The following is a 19,623-nucleotide window of genomic DNA, read 5'->3' as shown; positions in this document are numbered from 1 at the left end:
TTAAAATGATAAATTTATTTAACATAGTCTCAAATTATGGTATTAAAGGTTTAAAATCCTACGTAAAACTTAAAATTGGAAGAATTGAATTTATGGCTCTTCATGATGATAATGGTATTAAGATATATATCCCTGGTTATAAGAATCCAATTTACTTGAGGTCAGATACATCAGATTTTGCCACATTTAGACAAGTATTTGTTGCTAAAGAATATGATATAGACTTTGATTTTGAGCCTAATGTAATAATCGATGCAGGAGCAAATGTTGGTCTTGCTGCCATATATTTTGCAAATCGATTTCCAAACGCTAACATTTACTCTATTGAACCAGAATTTACAAACATCGAACTTCTTAAAAAGAATGTAAGTCCCTATGAATACGTGCGTTTTTTACCTATGGCCTTACACCATACTTCAAATCTTACTTTGAATATTATTGACGAAGGAATCGGTAAATGGGGATTTGTTACAAAAGCGCATGATGACATAGTGGATGCTAATAATATTGTTGGAAGTGTCAATACTATTTGTTTAAATGAAATAATGGATAATAATAATATTGAGCTCATCGATATTCTAAAAGTGGATATTGAAGGTGCAGAAAAGTTTTTATTTGAGAAAAATTATGAGCGTTGGTTGCCAAAAACGAGGTGTGTTATCGTTGAATTACATGACCGTTGGTATCCTGGTTGTAAAGAAAGCGTTTTTAATGCGATGAATGCCTATAATTTTAAACATTATGAAAAAGGTGAAAATGTAATTTTTTTAAACCTCAATTATGCTATTTAGCTTTATATAAAATATATAAAATATATAAATTATGGAGTTTAAATCAATAGCGGTAATTGTACAATACTTTCCTACAATATCCGAAACTTTTATTGTAAACCAGATTAATAGTTTAATTAATGCTGGTTATAATGTAAAGTTGTATTCATATAATAAGGTCGAGTTAAAATTTGTACATAATGCGATAAATCGTTACAATTTAATTAATGCGGTAACTTATTTTGAAAAACCTCCTGTTTCAAAAATTAGACGTTTAGGTAGTTTTTTTAAATGGACGTTTATGCATTTTAAACATGTTAAATGGAAGTTGTATTTTAAAACTTTAAATATTTTTAAGTACGGTAAAGATGCATTTACGTTAAAGCTATTTTTCGAATCTCAATGGTTTTTAGTAGAAAACGATATCGATTTAATACACGCACATTTTGGTATGGTAGGTAATCGCATCGCCTATTTAAAAACACAGCAAGTTATTTTAGGTTCAGTAAAATTGATTACTACATTTCATGGTTATGATTTGATACCTAGTAAACTTCTCGATTATAAAGCTGGATACAGGCATTTGTTTGCAAAAGCAAATGTATTTACCGTAAATACACCTTACTTAAAAAGTATTCTACAACAAATTAATTCTAATAATATTCCTTGTTATATTTTGCCAGTTGGCTTAGATACAGACTTTTTTAAAAGAGAGGCAACAAAACAAAATCATACGAACTTCAACTTGGTGTTCTGCGGAAAATTAATACCATTGAAAGGACCTGACTTAGCTATTTCTATAGTGAAAAAACTACAAGACTTAGGCTATCGAGATGTTCGATTACATATTCTAGGAGATGGAGCTCTAAGAAAGGATTTAGAATGTCAAATAGAGGATTCGAATTTACAAGAAGTTGTTTACATTCATGGCAAACAAACACAAGTGCAAATAAGAGCGTTTTTCGAAAAAAGTGATTTATTTTTACTACCAGGTCTTTATGAAAAAAAAACCGGACGTGCCGAAACCCAAGGTTTGGTGATACAAGAAGCACAAGCTATGGAGTTGCCAGTTGTGGTATCTGATGCAGGAGGTATGAAATATGGCTTGTTGCCAAATGAAAGTGGTTTTGTTATTAAAGAAAATGATATAAATGCATTTGTTGAAGTAATAGAGCGACTTATTTTAGATCCTAAGCTATGCAAAGATATGGGATCAATCGGTCGACAATTCGTCAAAAAGAATTATGATAATCAAGTTTTATTAAAAAAAATGTTGGAAATTTATCAATCACTTTAAATCTAGACCTCTAACTTGAGATTGTTGAGAGTTTAATAATGATTTTTCCTGTTATGAATATAACTTAAATACTATTAATAATATGAGTGTAAGTATTATAACTCCGCACTACAATGACTTTAAGGGTTTAAAACAAATTTATAAGTATTTAAGGGAGCAAACATATACCGCTTGGGATTGGGTGATTGTCGATGATAAATCAGATAGTCGAGCACAAATAGAAATAGATAATTGGTATAAAAATCTTGAAGATGTCAAAGTCCAACTATATCTAAATACAAAAAAAACTAATGCATCAGTTTGTAGAAATTTAGGGGCAGAATTAGCAAAAAGTGAAACATTAATTTTTTTAGATGCTGATGATAAAATAACACCAAAATTTTTAAGTCATAGAGATATAAAATTTTTAGATTTTGCTGTCTTTAAAAATACAGCGGTTTATGATTCCGAAAAGGGAGAAATACCGTTGTACGACGCTAAAAAGAATTATCTAAATTATTTTTTGTCTGCTAAGTTTATTTGGCCAATAACAGCTATTTTATGGGATAAAAACTTCTTTAAATCTTTAGGTGGTTTTCATCCGGAATTACCACGTCTACAAGATGTAGAATTAGCCATTAGAGCCTTGCTAAAGAGTTCAAATTACTGTATTGTTGATAAACCAATTGATTTTTATTATTGTGTTAATCCAATTCGTGAAAGAAAAAACTTTGTCCAACCCGTGTGCGATGCAGTCTACTTATTTGTTTCAAAATTACTACAAAAAAAAACCTTAACTAAACATCAATTGTCTTTAGTGTCAGGATATTATTTTTTATGTCTCCGTTATTTTGAGAGGTCTGGAAGTAAATCGCATATAGCTTTAGTAAGACGAAATCTCATTTTATTTTATCATAAAAAGCATATTAGTTTTTTTACATATCTTCTTGGTTCTATTACCTTAAAATTTTATAAGATCAATTTTCTTACTGGAAAACAATTTATTAGAATTAGCAGGGTTCTGTTTAAACCGAGTACTATACACTAAGACTTTTTTGAGACAATATCCTGAGTGATTTAGTTTAAAACATATATATAATAAATGTCAAAAAAGGTACATATACTTTACACTATTCCAAATTTTGATACCGCTGGAAGCGGTAAAGTGGTTTTTGATTTAGCTAATCAGTTAGACAAGGATCGGTTTAAAGTATCTATTGCATGTAACCATGAAAGAGGACGTCTATATGAGGAAGTGAAAGCACTGGGTTTGAATGTACACATTATCCAATTTACCGTTCCACTCAGACCTTATTATAGCTTATTGGCTAGATTGCAACCTTTTAAAGTTTTTTTAAGGGAACAACATATAGATATCGTTCATTCCTGGCATTACAGTAGCGATTGGACTGAAGCTTTAGCTTGTAAACTAGTACGAATACCATTTGTTTACACTAAAAAAGCAATGGGTTGGGGCAATAAACATTGGAAGATTAGAAGTTATTTGAGCACTTTTATAATTACTGTAAATGCTCAAATGCGTTCATTTTTTCCAAATAAGAAGCATCAAGAATTAATACCGTTTGGCTTAGATACTTCCTATTATAATCGTAAATCCTTTAATATAGTTAAAGATACTGGTACATTTAAGTTAATTACGGTAGCTAATTTAGTGGCTGTGAAAAATATTGAATACCTGTTAAAGGCCTTATATCCGTTAAAGCATTTACCAATTCATTTAGACATAGTGGGAGATATGCAAAATAATTATGTCGATGAGTTAAAAAGAATAGTAAAAAATTTAGGATTGAATTCGAAAGTTTCTTTCTTGGGTAAGTTTTCAGATGTTAGGCTCTTATTAGCCCAGTCAGATTTGTATATAATTCCTAGTAAAAAAGAGGGTATGCCTTTGGCTTTATTGGAAGCTATGGCTATGCAGTTACCAGTGTTAGGAAGTAATATTCCAGGAATTGCATATGTGCTTCAGGAATTTCCTGATTTACTATTTTCCTTGTCAGACGTTAATGACTTGTCAACAAAGATTGAAGAAATTTATAATTTGTTAGAAAAGGATAAGGAAGCATTAGGTTTTAATTTACGTGAATATTGTATAAAACATTTTTCTATCGAGATTTTTATTAAGAAACATGAAGACCTATATTTGAAACTCGTTAAGCAGTAATTCACTATGAAAGTTAGGACAGATGTCATTCCACAATATCAACAATTTGTTGGAACACCTGAATCTTTAGATTATGAGGCGATTTGTGTATTTGCAGCTACCGGTTTTTTTTTAGATGAAGATACATTTTATAAGGGCTTGAGAGTGTTAAAGCCTTGTCGTGAATATGTTCTAGATGATGAACGAACGTCTATACTTTCTGAAAATCAATATTTTAAATGGCACTATACACCAAAAGAACGTTCTTTTAGTCAAGTGGTATCGGAGTTTGCTTATTTATTCGAAACAATAATAGAGGAACAAACACTAGATAAAACTGTGATTTTACCTTTATCAGGAGGTCTTGACAGTAGGACTCAAGCAGTAGCTTTAAAATATTTGAATAAATCGGTAAAATCTTATAGTTATGCATTTACAAATGGTCACGACGAAACTTGGTATAGTAAGAAAATTGCTGATATTTGCGGATTCTTTTTTCAAGATTTGAAAGTCCCAAGAGGTTATTTATGGGAGGTTATAGAATCTTTAGCTGAAATAAATAATTGTTATTCCGAATTTACTCATCCTAGACAAATGGCTTTTAAGGAGTCTTATGCTTCAATGGGAGACGTTTTTTCTTTGGGACATTGGGGAGATGTTCTGTTTGATGATATGGGAGTCCCTAATAATTTGAGTAACGATGGTCAAGTTGCTGTTATTTTAAAAAAAATAATTAAAAAAGGAGGATTAGAGCTTGCTAACAGTTTGTGGGCAACTTGGGAGTTGAAAGGGGATTTTGAAAGCTATTTAAAAAATAGAATTCAAAATATCTTAAAATCAATACATATTCCAGAGAATGCTAATGCCCAAATTAGAGCATTTAAGAGTCTATATTGGGCCCCTCGCTGGACTAGTGTGAACTTATCTGTTTTTGAATCTGTTCGCCCCATAGAGATGCCTTATTATGATCGTAGAATGTGTGAATTTATATGCTCCGTACCAGAAGAGTTTTTGGCTGGCAGAAAGATACAGATTGCCTACATTAAGATGAGAATGCCTTCGCTAGCTAAGCTTGCATGGGAAGGTCATAGACCTTTTAACTTGTATAATTACCATTATAATAAAGTACCTTGGAACTTGCCATATCGAATATTTAATAGATTGAATCGAATTACTAGTTCAAAAAAGTATGTTCAACGCAATTGGGAATTACAGTTTTTAGGTGCTGGCAATGAACAAAAATTACAGGAGTATATAATAGAAAATATTCATTTAAATAGGTTAATTCCTTCTGACATTTCATCTGATTTTTATAAAAAGTTTAATGAGGTTGATTCTGTTTATTATTCTCACCCGGTAAGTATGTTGTTAACACTATCAATATTTTCAGCAAGAAATAAACTCTAGTTTTTAACACTGTACTTTAAAAAAATATAATAGTTAGTTAACTTTGGTATTCTAAATTATTTATTGAAAAAGTCAATTCAAATAGCAATTTATTCTGGAGAAATTCCAAGTACAACATTTATTGAACGCTTAATTTTAGGAGTGTCAAAATCAAATGAGGAAGTGTTGTTGTTTGGTGTTTTAAGACAGAAGTTGCCATATCACAATAGCATTACTATTCATGGATGTTATAATCATAAATTATCTAAATTTTGGTTTTTACTGAAATACAGTAGTTTATTATTACTCATCAAGCCAAAAGAAAAGAAAAGGTTGGATACCTATTTGAAACAGCAAAACAACTTAAATTTAGGAAGTAAAGTCAAATTTTACCCTGTGCTGTGGCACAAACCAGATATTTTTCACATACAATGGGCAAAAGGGTTAAAGGATTGGATATGGGTCCAAGAATTTGGAATGAAACTGGTTTTAAGTTTGAGAGGTGCGCATATTAATTATTCTCCAATTACTGATTTGGATTTGGCACAACTATATAAAAAACATTTTCCTAATGTAGATGGTTTTCATGCGGTTTCAGACGCTATTGCCAAAGAAGCGACCAAATATGGTGCATCTATAGATAGGGTTAAAGTGATTTATAGCGGTTTGCCTAATTTTGAAATTAATCCCGAAATCTTATTGAAAAATAAAGATTTTAATTCAGAATTAAATTCGAATGAACCGTTACATTTACTTTCTGTAGGTAGGCCACATTGGAAAAAAGGCTATACGTATGCTTTGGATGCTTGCAAGATTTTAAAAACGTCTGGCTTAAATTTTAAATATACAATTATTGGTGGTGCAGATGATGTTGAGTTGCTTTATCAGGTTCATGATCTACATTTACAGGATGACGTTTTTTTAATTGAAAAACAGACATTTGAATCGGTTAAAGATTATATGCTAAAAGCAACTATTCTTCTTTTACCAAGTGTTGAAGAAGGCATTGCAAATGTGGTTTTGGAGTCTATGGCTTTGGGGACTTTGGTTTTGAGCACTGCTTGTGGTGGAATGAATGAGGTGATTACAGACACTGAAAATGGATTTTTAGTTCCTATTCGAGATTCAGAGGCCATAGCAAATGCCATAGTTAACATTGCAGCATTACCAGAAAATCGTAAAAATGAGATTAGAGAACGTGCAAAAAATACTATTTCAAAACAACATAACGAAGATTTAATGACGTCTGGAATGCTACAGTTGTACAAGAGTGTTATAGAATAAGAGCATTTGGAAAAAAAATATAAAACAAAAACAATGCAACGAATAGGGTTGGTATTACTATCTGTACCGGGTTACTCGGAAACGTTTTTCCGAAGCAAGATCAAAGGATTGCAGGCCAATGGTTTTGAGGTTGTTTTGTTTGTCTTCTATCCGCCAAAAAAAGATGAACATTTACCATGTAAAGTCATCGTTTCCCCTCAATTTAACGGAAATTTTTTTTCCAAAAGTATTGCTGTCTTTAAAGCACTATTACAAATTTTGTTTGTTTCGCCTTTCCGCAGTAAAAAGTTGTACCAATTAGATAGTCGAGATGGTAATGGACGCAACGCTTGTTTTAAAAATCTAATTGCTAATCAATTTATAATTTCCGAAGATCTGGATTGGCTCCATTTTGGGTTTGGTACTGTTGCAGTTGGGAGAGAGAATTTAGCAGACGCTATGCATGCTAAGATGGCTGTGAGTTTTAGAGGATTTGATTTGTACTTGTCACCTCTAAAAAGAAATCAATATTATAACACCTTATTTAAAAAAGACGTTAAATACCATGTACTATCCCAAGAGATGAAGGTTGATTTGATTGCCAAGGGTGTGACAGATCATCAAATTAAAGTTATAACACCAGCTATAAATACTTTGTTTTTTAAGCCCAATACATCAAGCTTGGCTAACGACAAATTAAAAATTTTAACTGTTGCGCGCTTACACTGGAAAAAAGGACTGGAGTATACACTAGAGGCTTTGGCTTTATTGGTAAAAAGAGATATTTCTTTTGAGTATACGATTATTGGTACTGGAGATGAATTGGAGCGTTTGGTATTTGCTGCTCATCAATTGGGGATTAGCGAGTATGTTAAATTTATTGGAAAACAATCACCTGAGACTGTAAAGACATACATGTCAAGTAGCGATATTTATCTACAATACAGTATACAAGAAGGGTTTTGTAATGCTGTTATTGAGGCTCAGGCTATGGGATTAATTTGTGTAGTTAGCGATGCGGAAGGTTTGGCAGAGAATGTTTTAAACGAATTAACCGGGTTTGTAATCCCTAAGAGAAAACCAAAAGTCTTGGCAGAGACCATTGAAAAACTAGTATATTTACCAGAACGTCAAAAAAATGAGCTAAAGAAATTAGCCATAGAAAGGGTAAAGAAAGATTTTAATATATCAAAACAGCAAGATGAGTTTCTAGAGTTTTATCAAAATTAATTTGAAACCCCATAGGGTTAGTTGAAAATGAGACCAATGTAAAATACATATGAAGACTTGCTTTTTATCTTTTAATATAATGAATAATTCGACCTCGGATTATTTTATAACGCTAAGCAATAAATTATCTGAGGAGAATAAGGTTGTAGTTATAGCTCAAAAGATACGTGAAACAAATCTTAAGTTAAACGAAAATATAACTGTTTTAAAATGGCCTACAAAGAAACCAACAACATGGAAAGGGTTTAGGTTTTTATACAAAACAGTACGTCATTATAAGCCAGTTATGATGATATCAATGTTTAGTTTTGTGAATTTGTTTCTAATTGTAGGTTGGTTCTTACGTGTTAAAATTAGAGTGGCTTGGATAAGAACTTTAAGTTCTCAATATTCACAGAAAAGATATAAGGTATACAGAAAATCACTTATTTATAGTCTATCTACAGATATCATAACCAATTCCATTGCTACAAAAAATGATGTTGTAAATTTTTTTAGAATACCAGAACGTAAAATAACAGTACTTCCCAACTCTGTAAAAGATTATAGTCAATCATTACAAGACATAACAAACAATACCGAGAATTTGCTATATGTAGGGAGACTTCATCCTAGCAAGGGTGTTGATGTTCTATTACATTCTTTTTCTCAACTTTTAGAGCGTTTTCCTAAACTTCAATTGGTTATTATTGGTCATGGAAATATCTTAAACCAACTTGTAAAACTTGCTGAATCATTAGGTGTTTCTAATCATGTTGTTTTTTTAGGTGAGAAAGATAAAGAATCAGTATTAAAAGCCTATAAAATGTCGTATTGTACAATTATTCCAAGCTATGCTGAAGCTTTTGGTTTTACTGTTATCGAGGCAATGAGTGTGGGTACTTGTGTCATTGGAGCTAATAATACAGGAATTAAGGAAATTATTATACCAAATGAAACCGGACTATTATTTGAAACAGGAGATTATAATGACTTAGCCAAAAAAATAGAAAGCATACTTTTAAATAAGTCATATAGAAACCACTTAGCGAAAAGTGGGTTTGAAAGATTTCTAGAATTTTACGAGAATAATTATGCTGTAAAAAGAGATTTCGATTTTTTTGTAAACAGACAAAAAAGTTTGAGGTAATTGAATATTGTTGATGTAATTTTTAGAATAAAAAAATTGATCAAGATACTTAAATGCACTTTAGTTTTTTTGATTAATAGCTTTTGTGTTTAAAAAGAACGTTAGTATAAATGCCCATTTTTTTTCTATGTACTATTGGATATATTGAAACCAATTCAAAATCTTTATCTAAAGCCCAATTCCAAAGTTCTGTAAATGATGGCATATCATGATGACCTTCAACAAAACGGACCTCAAAAAAAAGCAATCCTATTTTGCTATTTGAAAACATTTTTTCACAGCCTTTAAAAACTTCTAGTTCAAATCCTTCAGTATCAATTTTAAGCACATCAATTTTTTCAATATTATTTTTTTCACAAAAAAAATCGACAGTTGTGATTTCAACTTTTGTTTTCTTTTTAAGATTTGAATTATCATTTTCGTGAATGTCTAAGAAGGAATTTGTATTAGAATGTACATATTCGTTAAGGATTAATTCGCCAATACTAGATCCAACACCTAAATTCCATAGATTTAAATTTTTATAGCTTGACGTATTTTGTTTTAAAATTTCAAAACTCTCAGCACTTGGCTCAAAAGCTTGAATGCTACAAGAATCAAAGACTTCTTTGAAATCTTTTACTGTTTGCCCAATATTCGCGCCAATATCAAATAACACGGGATTATTAGAGTCAACAAATTTGGCCATATCATAAAATGGATAAATGCCCATTTGATCCTGTTTAAATTTAATAATATCAAATCCAAATTTTCTTATTAACGTTCTAATGGCTCTTTTCATATTTCTTATAAAAATAATACTTCTAAATTAAGAATAATACATTTCATATTTTCTTAGGTCAGCTTATATTTAGTAAAATTGTTTTATTATTTAAGGCTTAATATTAGAGTAAATTTGTATCATGCATTTTTATTACTTATAATAATTTGAAAATCTTAATCTTTTATACTTACAACAAAGGTTTACTTTCTGAATTTTTTCAGGAATTATCAGAGCGTTTGGCAAATGATGATTTTGAAGTTTATAATTTTTACCTCAAACATAAAAAAGATTCCTTTTTACAGGGAAATGTGAATATTTATGGAGAAAAGCGATATGGGATTTTTAAAAATTACTACAATGTCTATAAAATCATCAAACGGATAAAGCCAGATGTGATTATATCAAATTTCAGCTACATAAATCCAGCTTTATTATTTGGTAAAATTTTAGGAGCTTCACAAAATGTTGCTTGGTTTCATACCGCTTTCGGTCACACGAAACCTAGTTATTTGAAGATCATTAATAAAACATTTTATTTGAAATTGGCAGATGTTGTAATTGCAAATTCAAAACAGTTGCAAAACGAAATGAATATAATATATGGTGTTCAAAAAGATAAAACACGCGCTATATCATTTTGGACAAATATATCTAATTATGGTGACGATTCTGCACCCCTAAGTTTATCGAAAAATGTTGACACATTTTATATTGGTTGCCCTGGAAGATTAGTGGAGGATAAAAACCATAAGTTGGCTATTAATGCAGTGTATCAATTAAAAAAAATTACAAGTCAACCATTAAAACTTATTATAGCTGGTGACGGTCCTTATAAAAATGAATTAAAAGAGTTGGTCAATAATTTAAATCTTCAGGAGGATGTAGTTTTTCTAGGATTGTTAAATGTTAACGAAATGAGTAATTTTTACAACTCTATGAATGTTATAGTTTTACCGAGTTTTCACGAGGCTTTTGGTTTGGTTTTTATAGAGGCAATTGCATTGGGAACACCTGTATTAGTATCAAAATCATTTGGAGCTTTAGATTTTATTGATGAACAAAAATTTTCTATTGAAGATTTTAGTTTTGATCCATATTCAATGCAAGATCTTTTAGTGAAATTAGAATTATGTCTTGAAAAGAAGAATAAACCTTCAAAATATTTCAAAGTCATGTATGATACAACTTTTGAAAAAGATGTTATATATAATCAAGTTAAGTCCGTAATTTTAAACAAAATTTATTCCTCTTGATTTATAAATTTTAGACAAAATTTTAATGTTATTTAGTTTTTTAAAATATCTCCAGCCTACCCATTATTTTCAATTACAGACGAAAACTAAAACTTCGATATTCCCTAAAGTTGAAACATTACCTCAAACTGTTCTAAACAAATTAATAACAGATAATTCCTACCAATCAGAAATAGCCAAAAATTATGATTTATCATGGCAAGCCATACAAAAGGGATATATAGGAGATGCATCTACTTATAAAGAATTCCAAAAATTATCCATAAAAGACAATTATCATTTTATACGTAAATATTTTAATCCAGCTTGGGTGTTCTATGTCCTTATGTTAAGGTTTTTTTCATTTAAAAATCCTTTAAAAGAACTTAAAGGATGGTATACGACACGACATATTAAGCGAGTTGAAATCAATACAATTTTTTTGTATAATAATGAGTATAAAGATTTTAATTCAACATTAATAAAAACAAACCCAAAAGTAAGTGTTGTTATCCCAACATTAAATAGATATAGCTATTTAAAAGATGTATTAAAAGATTTAGAGCATCAAGATTATTCAAATTTTGAAGTCATCGTAGTTGACCAGTCAAATCCCTTTGATGAGAAATTTTACAACGATTTTAAACTGAATATCAATCTTATAAAACAAGAAGAAAAAGCGCTTTGGTTAGCTAGAAATAATGCGATTAGAGAAGCAACAGGAGAATTTATTGCACTTTCCGAAGATGATGTAAGAATAGAATCCAACTGGATTTCCCAGCATTTAAAATGCCTTGATTTTTTTAAAGCACAAGTGTCTGCAGGTGTATTCTATCCTGAAGGAAAGAAAATCCCAAAAGAACGTTCATTTTTTGCTATCGCATCACAATTTGCAACAGGAAATGCGATGCTCTATAAAGATGTATTTAAAAACGTAAAATTATTTGATAGGCAATTTGAAAAGCAACGCATGGGTGATGGTGAATTTGGTCTGCGATTATATTTGGAAGATATCAAAAGTGTGTCAAACCCAAATGCAGCCTGTATTGATGTTAAAGCTGGAGAGGGAGGTTTAAGAGAAATGGGAAGTTGGGACGCTTTTAGGCCATCTAATTTCTTTGCACCAAGACCCATACCAAGCGTGCTTTATTTTTTTAGGCGCTATTTTGGTAATAAACGCGCGAGATTGGCGATGTTGCGAACAATTCCTATTTCAATTTTTCCGTATCAGTTTAAAAAAAATAAACCTTTACTTTTAATAGGTGTCATTATAAGTGTTTTTATACTTCCTTTGGTGATATTTCAAGTGTATAAATCTTGGAGATTGGCAAGCAAAAAAATTAATGAAGGCCCTTTGATTCAGGAGTTAAAATGAAAAAAACTGAGAAACATATCGTTATTGTGACCTCAGAGTTTCCGCCACAGCCTGGTGGAATTGGAAATCATTCGTATAATTTAGCTCTGTATTTAAGTCGTCGGGATATTTCGGTAAAAGTAATTGCAGATCAACGCTCAACAAATGGTCGTGAAGAAGACGAGTTTGACAAAGCATTGCCATTTTCCGTAGAAAGAATTAAAAGGCACAATTTGCGTTTATTAATGTATTTAAAAAGGATCATTGTCACTTATAAGAGCTTTAAAAACGCATCTACGATAATCGCAACGGGAAAATTTTCTCTTTGGAATGTTGCCTTTTCAAACCTCCTTTATAAAAAACAGAGCATTGCGGTGATTCACGGGACAGAAGTAAATTTTAAATCTTTTTTTCTTCGGAAATCAATAAACATCGCACTAAGTAAGTTTGATACCATTGTTGCAGTTTCAAATTACACAAAACAGCTTGTGTCACATTTAAACCTCAAAGTTGAAGTCATCGCAAACGGAATCAATACTGAACATTGGGATACTTCAAATATCAAAAATATAAACATAAAAGGAAAACCAGTCTTGACAACCGTTGGTAGGGTGAGTTCAAGAAAAGGACAGTTAAACGTGATCAAGCATTTGCCAGAACTTTTAAAAATATATCCAGAACTTCATTACCATTGTGTTGGCATACCTTTGCAAGCAGAGCAGTTTTTAAACATCGCTAAAGAACTTAATGTGGATTCCCACATCACATTTCATGGTAGTTTAAGTGATCTGGAATTAAAACAAATACTCAATCATACCGATATTTTTGTGATGCTAAGTGCAGAAAGTAAAACGGGTGATGTTGAAGGTTTTGGAATTGCTATCTTAGAAGCGAATGCTATTGGTGTACCTGCAATTGGCGCTAAGGGCTGTGGTATTGAAGATGCAATTTCAAATAATAAATCTGGTATTTTGATAGATTTAAATAACACTAAAGAATTTATAAAAGCAATAAAGACTATTTTAGATTCAAAAATAATCTATCAAAAAGAAGCAGAAAATTGGGCTAAAAAGCATGATTGGACTTTTATAATTGAGAAATACATTTCTTTATTAAAATGAGCGTATTAACCATCATATCACATACAGAGCATTACAGAAATGGTAATGGGGAAATTGTGGGTTTGGGTTCTACGGTCACCGAAATCAATAATTTATTAGAAATTTTTGATGAAATTATTCATGTTGCAATGCTCCACGACAGTGAGCCACCTCCTAGTGCAATGCCATATATCTCTAACAAAATTAAGTTTAGAGCTCTACCAGCAGTGGGAGGCTCAAAAATAACCGATAAATTTTCCTTGATTTTAAAAGCACCATTAGTTTTAAAAATAATTAAGAACGCTCTAAAAAATACAGATTACTTTCAATTTAGGGCACCAACGGGAATTGGTGTTTTTGTAATTCCGTATTTGATATTACTCAGTTCAAAAAAAGGATGGTTTAAATATGCTGGGAATTGGAAGCAAGAGCATGCGCCAATTGCCTATAGATTTCAACGTTGGTTATTGAAGAACCAGAGACGAAAAGTGACCATTAACGGTATGTGGGACCATCAACCTAAACAATGCCTCACTTTTGAAAATCCGTGTTTGACTTCCGAAGAACTAAAACTGGGAAAAGAAATTAGTGGTAAAAAATCCATTAAAAACACTGGTGTCAATTTGTGTTTCGTTGGGCGTTTAGAGAAAGAGAAGGGATTGGACTTACTTTTAGACACGTTGTTTTCTTTGGTTGCTTCAGAAAAATCCCAACTTAATACAATCCATATCGTTGGGCATGGTAAGCACATTGAAGATTATAAAAAAAGAACAGTTGATAGCGGATTGAATTTTGTGTTTCACGGTTGGTTGTCAAGAAAGGCAGTTCATAACATCTATTCCCAAAGTCATGCTATTGTGTTGCCATCTGCTTCAGAAGGCTTTCCCAAAGTCATTGCAGAGGCGATGAATTATGCGTGTTTGCCAATTGTATCTCATGTCTCTTCTATTGGGCAGTACGTGAAAGATGAGGTTAATGGATTTACGTTCTATCCCATAACTGATGAAAACTTGGTTGTAAACATTAGAAAGCTGTTAGAATTGACAGAGGTAGATTTCAGCAAAATGAAAAACGCACAAAGCGAAGCGCTCAAAAAGTTTACGTTCTCTTATTATAACAAAAGAATTTTAAATGAAATCATTGAGCTTAGATAACGGTTTTGTTGTTAAATTATTAAAAGCTAATATGATGTTGAAGTTAACTTTTGGCTCATTCTAAGGATTTTTAGGGCTAATTAAAAAAAATAATTTATTTTTAGCACTTTGCTATTAACTTACAGATGATCAATGGTTTTAAATAGGATATCTTGGCTCTTAAAGCGCCATCCACTTTTGTACGTGGCTCGTTTTAAATTGCTGTCTAAGAACTCTAGTGTGGAGGAGATAGAGGATTTTACATATAACCAGATTAATAAATTTCAGGATATTCCAAAAGCATTCTATAAAATCAATGAGATAATCTTTGAACACATTGAGCCAAAGACAGATTTAGATTTGGTAAAGCATCTCAGTCTTTGGTTGCAAAACAATATAAAGGGAGGTCCAGGACTTAGTGAGCCCTCTGAAGCTGCACTTGACATTATGCTCTCTGGTAAGGGAGGTGTATGCAGTGATATGGCTCAAGTATTCAATAATTTTTGCGTTATCAACGATATAAAGGTTAGAGAATGGGGCAATACCAGAGCGCCTTTTGATACTACATATGGTGGACATTCATTTAACGAAGTGTTTTCTAGGGATTTAAATAAATGGATTCTTATAGATGTCTCTAATAGTCTATTTTTTTATGCGGAAAAAGAGGAACTGCCATTATCTGTTGTAGAGCTTTATGAGAACTTTCCGAAGAATAAACAGATCTATTTTAAAACGTTTAATGAAGCAAAAAAAGTAAATCCAAAAAACATAACGAAAAACTATTTGCATCCAGATACTATTCCCTTTCTAATCTGTAATTATTCTAACAGGACTTACGATAACATACTGAAACGTACCCGACCTCATATTCCTGTCTTCGTTACTCACTTTTTACTGTATCTTTGTGGGAAAAGTTATCATTACCGTTTTCCTTACGGTGATTACAAAAGAATTTTTAGTTGAATATTATTTCAATTTTAGTATTGTACAATTTGAAATTTGTGATATTTGAAAATCACATTCAATTTCTAAATCCATCCATTAACTTGTGAAAACCAATATAACATATCTTTCAGCTGTAGGTTTTCATATTGCCATTGGACTTATCATTTATCTAAATGAGAGTTTGGCAAAAGTGTATTTTGCTTCGGCATTATTATATTTTTTGTATCGAATTATTTTAGTTTCAGATAGTCAAAAAACGTTTGAAATTTTAAAAGCATGTGCTTATTTTGTTGGAGCAGAGGTTTTCTTACGCACAACAAAAGGTGCTATTTCGTACGAAGCAGGAAAATATTTAGTAATAGTATTCATTATAATGGGTATGTTCTATAAAGGTATTTCAGGAAGGGGATATCCTTATTTTATATACATCATGCTCTTAATTCCATCTATTTTCGTGGCATCAACGACATTGAGCTTTGATGCTAATTTTAGAACGAATATAGCATTTGTATTAAGTGGGCCTGTTTGTTTAGGATTAGCTGCCTTATTTTGTTATGACAAGAGGGTATCCTATAAGCAAATGTCTCAAATTTTATTATATATGCTACTTCCCATTTTAACACATACTGCATATATATATTTCTACGCACCAGATTTACAAGATGTTTTAACGAGTACAGCGTCTAATAGAGAAGCTGCAGGTGGTTTTGGTTCAAACCAGGTAGCGACTGTTTTGGGTCTTGGAATGTTTATTCTGGGAGTACGTCTATTTATCAATTCGAAAACTATGGGTATTCGCGTTTTCAACATGATATTATTGATATTTATATCTTATCGTGCTGTAGTTACTTTAAGTAGAGGAGGTGTTATAGTAGGGGTGTTTTGTATTTTGATTTTTTTATTCTATTATTTTATTCAGGCTAAATCAAAAGCTAAGAATCAGGTTATTGGAGTATTTGTACTATTTAGTTCAGCTTTAGTTATCGCTTGGTTTGTGAGTTCTAGCCAAAGTAGTGGGCTTACAGATAAACGTTATGCTAATCAAAATGCAAGAGGAGTGCAGAAACAAGATGTTACTACAGGTCGTAAAACTTTATTCTTAGAAGAAATTGATGGTTTTATTACTAATCCTTTTTTAGGTATTGGATCCAGTCGCGCAAAAGACAGACGTATTGAAGAGGAGGGGCAAGGCGTGACTTCTCATAATGAAATTAGTAGAACTTTAGCAGAACATGGACTTTTAGGTGTGATTATTTTAATCATTTTAATATTTAAACCGCTTGATTTAAGAGCAAATAATAAAAAAAACTACTATTTTTTTGCATTCTTGGCCTTCTGGTTTGCCACTATAAATCACTCCTCAATGCGCATAGCAGCACCCGCTTTTATCTATTCTCTAGCTCTTTTAAATGTCGTAAATGAAAAATATCCTTTACATAGGAAACAACTTAAAGAACAGCAAGTCTAATATTTCTGGGATTCAAATTCTTGGACCGTTATTGGAAAGTGAAGGCTATCATGTTCAATATGCATCATCAAAAACTAACAAGGCATTGAGGTTGTTTGATATGATTAAATCTTGTCTTAGTTTTTTTAAAAAAGTCGATGTAGTTATAATAGATACTTATAGTACTCAAAATTTTTATTATGCATTTATTATCAGTCAATTGTGTAGAATTCTAGATCTAAAATATTTTACAATTTTACATGGTGGTAATCTGCCTTCCAGATTACAATCGAATCCTAAAATGAGTGGGATGATCTTTAAAAATGCAAAGTGTAATGTCTCTCCATCAAATTACCTTAAAATTTCATTTAACAATTATGGTCTTCATAATATGGTTTATATCCCAAATACACTAGAGATCAAAAATTATAATCTATTCCAAAAAACATATGAAGTTCCTAAATTATTATGGGTAAGATCATTTTCAGAAATATATAATCCAAAACTTGCAGTAAATGTATTTAAGTCTTTAAGAAAAACATATCCAAATGCGCAATTATGTATGGTTGGTCCTGATAGTGACGGTAGCTTAAAAGAAATTAAAGCATTAGCTCAACAATTAAATGTTGACGTGAAATTTACAGGTAAATTAAGTAAAAAAGAATGGATAAATCTCTCTAAAGACTATAACGTGTTTATCAATACCACTAATTTTGATAATTCACCAGTTAGTGTTGTAGAAGCTATGGCATTAGGTTTACCTGTGGTTTCAACCAATGTTGGAGGAATGCCATATTTAATAGAAACCGGCAGAGACGGTATTCTTGTCAAAAAAGATCATGTAGACGAAATGGTTAATGCCATTGTTGAAATTTTAAAAAATAATATCAAACGAGAAGAAATTATCAAAAATGCAAGGATAAAAGCAGAGACATTTGATTGGGCAAAAATCAAATTAAAATGGTTAGACATCTTAAACTAAGATAATTGTTAAAACTTCTATAACTTGTTATATTTACAAATATTCTAACACAGATAATGAGTCGTAAAAAAGATATACATTTTGAAGTATCCGAACGTAAAATACTACTTCGCATTTTCGATATCTGTGTCATATTTCTAGGTTTATATGCGTTGCCATATGTCGTTAAATATGATTATTTAACAGTAAATTTTCAAAATGTAACATCATTAACCGTACTTGCTGTTTATATAACAGTATTTGGGACAATTTTTGAGATTTACGATCTCCAAAAGTCAAGCAAATTGGATGTCACTTTTAGAAATATTGTACTTACATCATCTACAACAGTACTGTTTTATATGCTTACTCCTGTAGTAACACCTTTTTTGCCAGAACAAAGACTTCATATTCTATATTTTTATTTAACGATAATTATTACCATATTTTTATGGAGATGGGCATATATAGCCTTTATTTCCACCCCAAGATTCTATAAAAAAGTACTATTGGTTGGGGAGATTTCCAATATAGAAAATATAATAAAACCTTTAAATCAGTCAGATCCCAACTATAAAATTGTTGGATTTATTAATTCTGAATCTGAAGCAGATTCGCCAATAAAATTCAAAGGTTTAAAAGAGTTCAAAGCCAAGGATCTACTCAATGTCATAAGAGATCAAAAAATCTCCGAAGTTTTAGTTGCTAGTTATAATTCTGAAACAATAACACCAGAAATCTACCACGATCTTATTTCGCTTTTAGATCAAGGATTTATAATTAGAGAATACACGCAAGTATATGAGGAGATTACCTATCGCGTTCCAGTTCAGTTTGTAGGAAAGGATTTTTACAAATATTTTCCCTTCAGCAGAAGTAATCAAAACACATTATACCTGTTTTTCCATAGAACGTTTGATATTCTATTCTCCATATTGGGATTGTTATTTGGACTTCTTATTTCGCCAATAATTTTCTTCGGAAATTTAATAGCAAACAAAGGCCCTCTATTATATACCCAGGAAAGAGTAGGTAAAAACGGAAAGCCATTTCAAATCGTAAAACTGCGTAGCATGATCGTCAATGCAGAAAACGGAAGAGCGGAATGGGCTCAAAAAGATGATGTGAGAATTACTCAATTTGGTAAATTTCTAAGACGATCTAGAATAGATGAAATTCCTCAATTCATCAATGTGCTTAAAGGTGAGATGAGCATTATTGGTCCACGACCTGAGCGACCGTTTTTTGTCCATGAGCTATCACGTATCATCCCTTTTTATGAGACGCGACACATTGTAAAACCAGGTCTTACAGGTTGGGCACAGGTAAATACACGCTATGGCTCGTCTGTTGATGATAGTTTAACCAAATTACAATATGATTTGTATTACATAAAACGTAGAAGCGTATTTTTAGATATCAATATTATCGTGAAAACCTTAAGTACAATTCTGTATTACAGAGGACAATAAA

Annotated in this window: 17 protein-coding genes; 16 read left to right on the top strand and 1 reads right to left on the bottom strand. The window is 31.3% G+C overall.

Going from position 1 to position 19,623, the window contains the following annotated elements; genetic code table 11:
- Positions 1-5: 5 nt before the first annotated feature.
- From GQ40_RS09525 to GQ40_RS09490, 8 genes are all read left to right on the top strand, one after another.
- Positions 6-791, top strand: a complete 786-nt coding sequence (locus GQ40_RS09525; protein ID WP_047547850.1) for an FkbM family methyltransferase — start codon at positions 6-8, stop codon at positions 789-791.
- A 31-nt stretch (positions 792-822) separates the two neighbouring features.
- Positions 823-2,067, top strand: a complete 1,245-nt coding sequence (locus GQ40_RS09520; RefSeq protein ID WP_047547849.1) for a glycosyltransferase — start codon at positions 823-825, stop codon at positions 2,065-2,067.
- Positions 2,068-2,149: 82 nt separating this feature from the next.
- Entirely contained in the window at positions 2,150-3,094 is a 945-nt protein-coding gene (locus GQ40_RS17165; RefSeq protein WP_052184218.1) for a glycosyltransferase family A protein, read from the top strand.
- A gap of 54 nt (positions 3,095-3,148) precedes the next feature.
- Positions 3,149-4,228 carry a glycosyltransferase gene (locus GQ40_RS09510; protein ID WP_047547848.1) on the top strand — a complete coding sequence of 360 codons (1,080 nt, stop codon included), beginning with the start codon at positions 3,149-3,151 and terminating at the stop codon, positions 4,226-4,228.
- Positions 4,229-4,234: 6 nt separating this feature from the next.
- Complete coding sequence (locus GQ40_RS09505; RefSeq protein ID WP_047547847.1) at positions 4,235-5,614, top strand: asparagine synthase; 1,380 nt, start codon at positions 4,235-4,237, stop codon at positions 5,612-5,614.
- Positions 5,615-5,677: 63 nt separating this feature from the next.
- Positions 5,678-6,877: a glycosyltransferase family 4 protein gene (locus tag GQ40_RS09500; RefSeq protein ID WP_047547846.1), complete on the top strand. Its 1,200-nt coding sequence runs from the start codon at positions 5,678-5,680 to the stop codon at positions 6,875-6,877.
- Positions 6,878-6,910: 33 nt separating this feature from the next.
- Positions 6,911-8,086, top strand: coding sequence for a glycosyltransferase family 4 protein (locus GQ40_RS09495; protein ID WP_156115564.1), 1,176 nt, complete (start codon positions 6,911-6,913; stop codon positions 8,084-8,086).
- Positions 8,087-8,165: 79 nt separating this feature from the next.
- Positions 8,166-9,215, top strand: coding sequence for a glycosyltransferase family 4 protein (locus GQ40_RS09490; protein ID WP_047547844.1), 1,050 nt, complete (start codon positions 8,166-8,168; stop codon positions 9,213-9,215).
- 73 nt (positions 9,216-9,288) lie between these two features.
- Here the strand turns inward: GQ40_RS09490 and GQ40_RS09485 are convergent, their stop codons facing one another.
- Positions 9,289-9,996, bottom strand: coding sequence for an FkbM family methyltransferase (locus GQ40_RS09485; RefSeq protein ID WP_047547843.1), 708 nt, complete (start codon positions 9,994-9,996; stop codon positions 9,289-9,291).
- Between the two features lie 146 nt (positions 9,997-10,142).
- Between GQ40_RS09485 and GQ40_RS09480 the strand changes: the two genes are divergently transcribed.
- From GQ40_RS09480 to GQ40_RS09445, 8 genes are all read left to right on the top strand, one after another.
- Positions 10,143-11,231 (top strand): glycosyltransferase family 4 protein, encoded by a 1,089-nt coding sequence (locus GQ40_RS09480; RefSeq protein WP_047547842.1) that lies wholly within the window; start codon positions 10,143-10,145, stop codon positions 11,229-11,231.
- Positions 11,232-11,256: 25 nt separating this feature from the next.
- The gene (locus GQ40_RS09475) at positions 11,257-12,585 is read left to right on the top strand and encodes a glycosyltransferase family 2 protein (protein WP_047547841.1); all 1,329 of its coding nucleotides are present in this window, start codon (positions 11,257-11,259) and stop codon (positions 12,583-12,585) included.
- Positions 12,582-13,685, top strand: a complete 1,104-nt coding sequence (locus GQ40_RS09470) for a glycosyltransferase family 4 protein (protein WP_047547840.1) — start codon at positions 12,582-12,584, stop codon at positions 13,683-13,685. Before GQ40_RS09475 ends, GQ40_RS09470 begins: the two co-directional genes overlap by 4 nt.
- Positions 13,682-14,818 (top strand): glycosyltransferase family 4 protein, encoded by a 1,137-nt coding sequence (locus GQ40_RS09465; RefSeq protein WP_047547839.1) that lies wholly within the window; start codon positions 13,682-13,684, stop codon positions 14,816-14,818. The genes GQ40_RS09470 and GQ40_RS09465 overlap by 4 nt, the downstream gene beginning before the upstream one ends.
- A gap of 219 nt (positions 14,819-15,037) precedes the next feature.
- Positions 15,038-15,760: a transglutaminase domain-containing protein gene (locus GQ40_RS09460; protein ID WP_197052668.1), complete on the top strand. Its 723-nt coding sequence runs from the start codon at positions 15,038-15,040 to the stop codon at positions 15,758-15,760.
- Between the two features lie 85 nt (positions 15,761-15,845).
- The gene (locus GQ40_RS09455) at positions 15,846-17,210 is read left to right on the top strand and encodes an O-antigen ligase family protein (RefSeq protein ID WP_052184216.1); all 1,365 of its coding nucleotides are present in this window, start codon (positions 15,846-15,848) and stop codon (positions 17,208-17,210) included.
- Entirely contained in the window at positions 17,161-18,171 is a 1,011-nt protein-coding gene (locus tag GQ40_RS09450; RefSeq protein WP_047547838.1) for a glycosyltransferase family 4 protein, read from the top strand. The genes GQ40_RS09455 and GQ40_RS09450 overlap by 50 nt, the downstream gene beginning before the upstream one ends.
- Before the next feature lie 56 nt (positions 18,172-18,227).
- Positions 18,228-19,622 carry an exopolysaccharide biosynthesis polyprenyl glycosylphosphotransferase gene (locus GQ40_RS09445; protein ID WP_047547837.1) on the top strand — a complete coding sequence of 465 codons (1,395 nt, stop codon included), beginning with the start codon at positions 18,228-18,230 and terminating at the stop codon, positions 19,620-19,622.
- Position 19,623 lies beyond the last annotated feature (1 nt).

Source organism: Psychroserpens sp. Hel_I_66 (genome assembly GCF_000799465.1).
GTDB lineage: Bacteria > Bacteroidota > Bacteroidia > Flavobacteriales > Flavobacteriaceae > Psychroserpens.
This window is presented reverse-complemented; position numbering and strand designations above follow the sequence as displayed.

Coding starts and splice junctions, on each gene's coding strand:
- GQ40_RS09505 (WP_047547847.1), top strand. CDS start 4,235: ATGAAAGTTAGGACAGATGTCATTCCACAATATCAACAATTTGTTGGA.
- GQ40_RS17165 (WP_052184218.1), top strand. CDS start 2,150: ATGAGTGTAAGTATTATAACTCCGCACTACAATGACTTTAAGGGTTTA.
- GQ40_RS09450 (WP_047547838.1), top strand. CDS start 17,161: ATGAAAAATATCCTTTACATAGGAAACAACTTAAAGAACAGCAAGTCT.
- GQ40_RS09445 (WP_047547837.1), top strand. CDS start 18,228: ATGAGTCGTAAAAAAGATATACATTTTGAAGTATCCGAACGTAAAATA.
- GQ40_RS09495 (WP_156115564.1), top strand. CDS start 6,911: ATGCAACGAATAGGGTTGGTATTACTATCTGTACCGGGTTACTCGGAA.
- GQ40_RS09475 (WP_047547841.1), top strand. CDS start 11,257: ATGTTATTTAGTTTTTTAAAATATCTCCAGCCTACCCATTATTTTCAA.
- GQ40_RS09485 (WP_047547843.1), bottom strand. CDS start 9,996: ATGAAAAGAGCCATTAGAACGTTAATAAGAAAATTTGGATTTGATATT.
- GQ40_RS09490 (WP_047547844.1), top strand. CDS start 8,166: ATGAATAATTCGACCTCGGATTATTTTATAACGCTAAGCAATAAATTA.
- GQ40_RS09525 (WP_047547850.1), top strand. CDS start 6: ATGATAAATTTATTTAACATAGTCTCAAATTATGGTATTAAAGGTTTA.
- GQ40_RS09465 (WP_047547839.1), top strand. CDS start 13,682: ATGAGCGTATTAACCATCATATCACATACAGAGCATTACAGAAATGGT.
- GQ40_RS09510 (WP_047547848.1), top strand. CDS start 3,149: ATGTCAAAAAAGGTACATATACTTTACACTATTCCAAATTTTGATACC.
- GQ40_RS09520 (WP_047547849.1), top strand. CDS start 823: ATGGAGTTTAAATCAATAGCGGTAATTGTACAATACTTTCCTACAATA.
- GQ40_RS09470 (WP_047547840.1), top strand. CDS start 12,582: ATGAAAAAAACTGAGAAACATATCGTTATTGTGACCTCAGAGTTTCCG.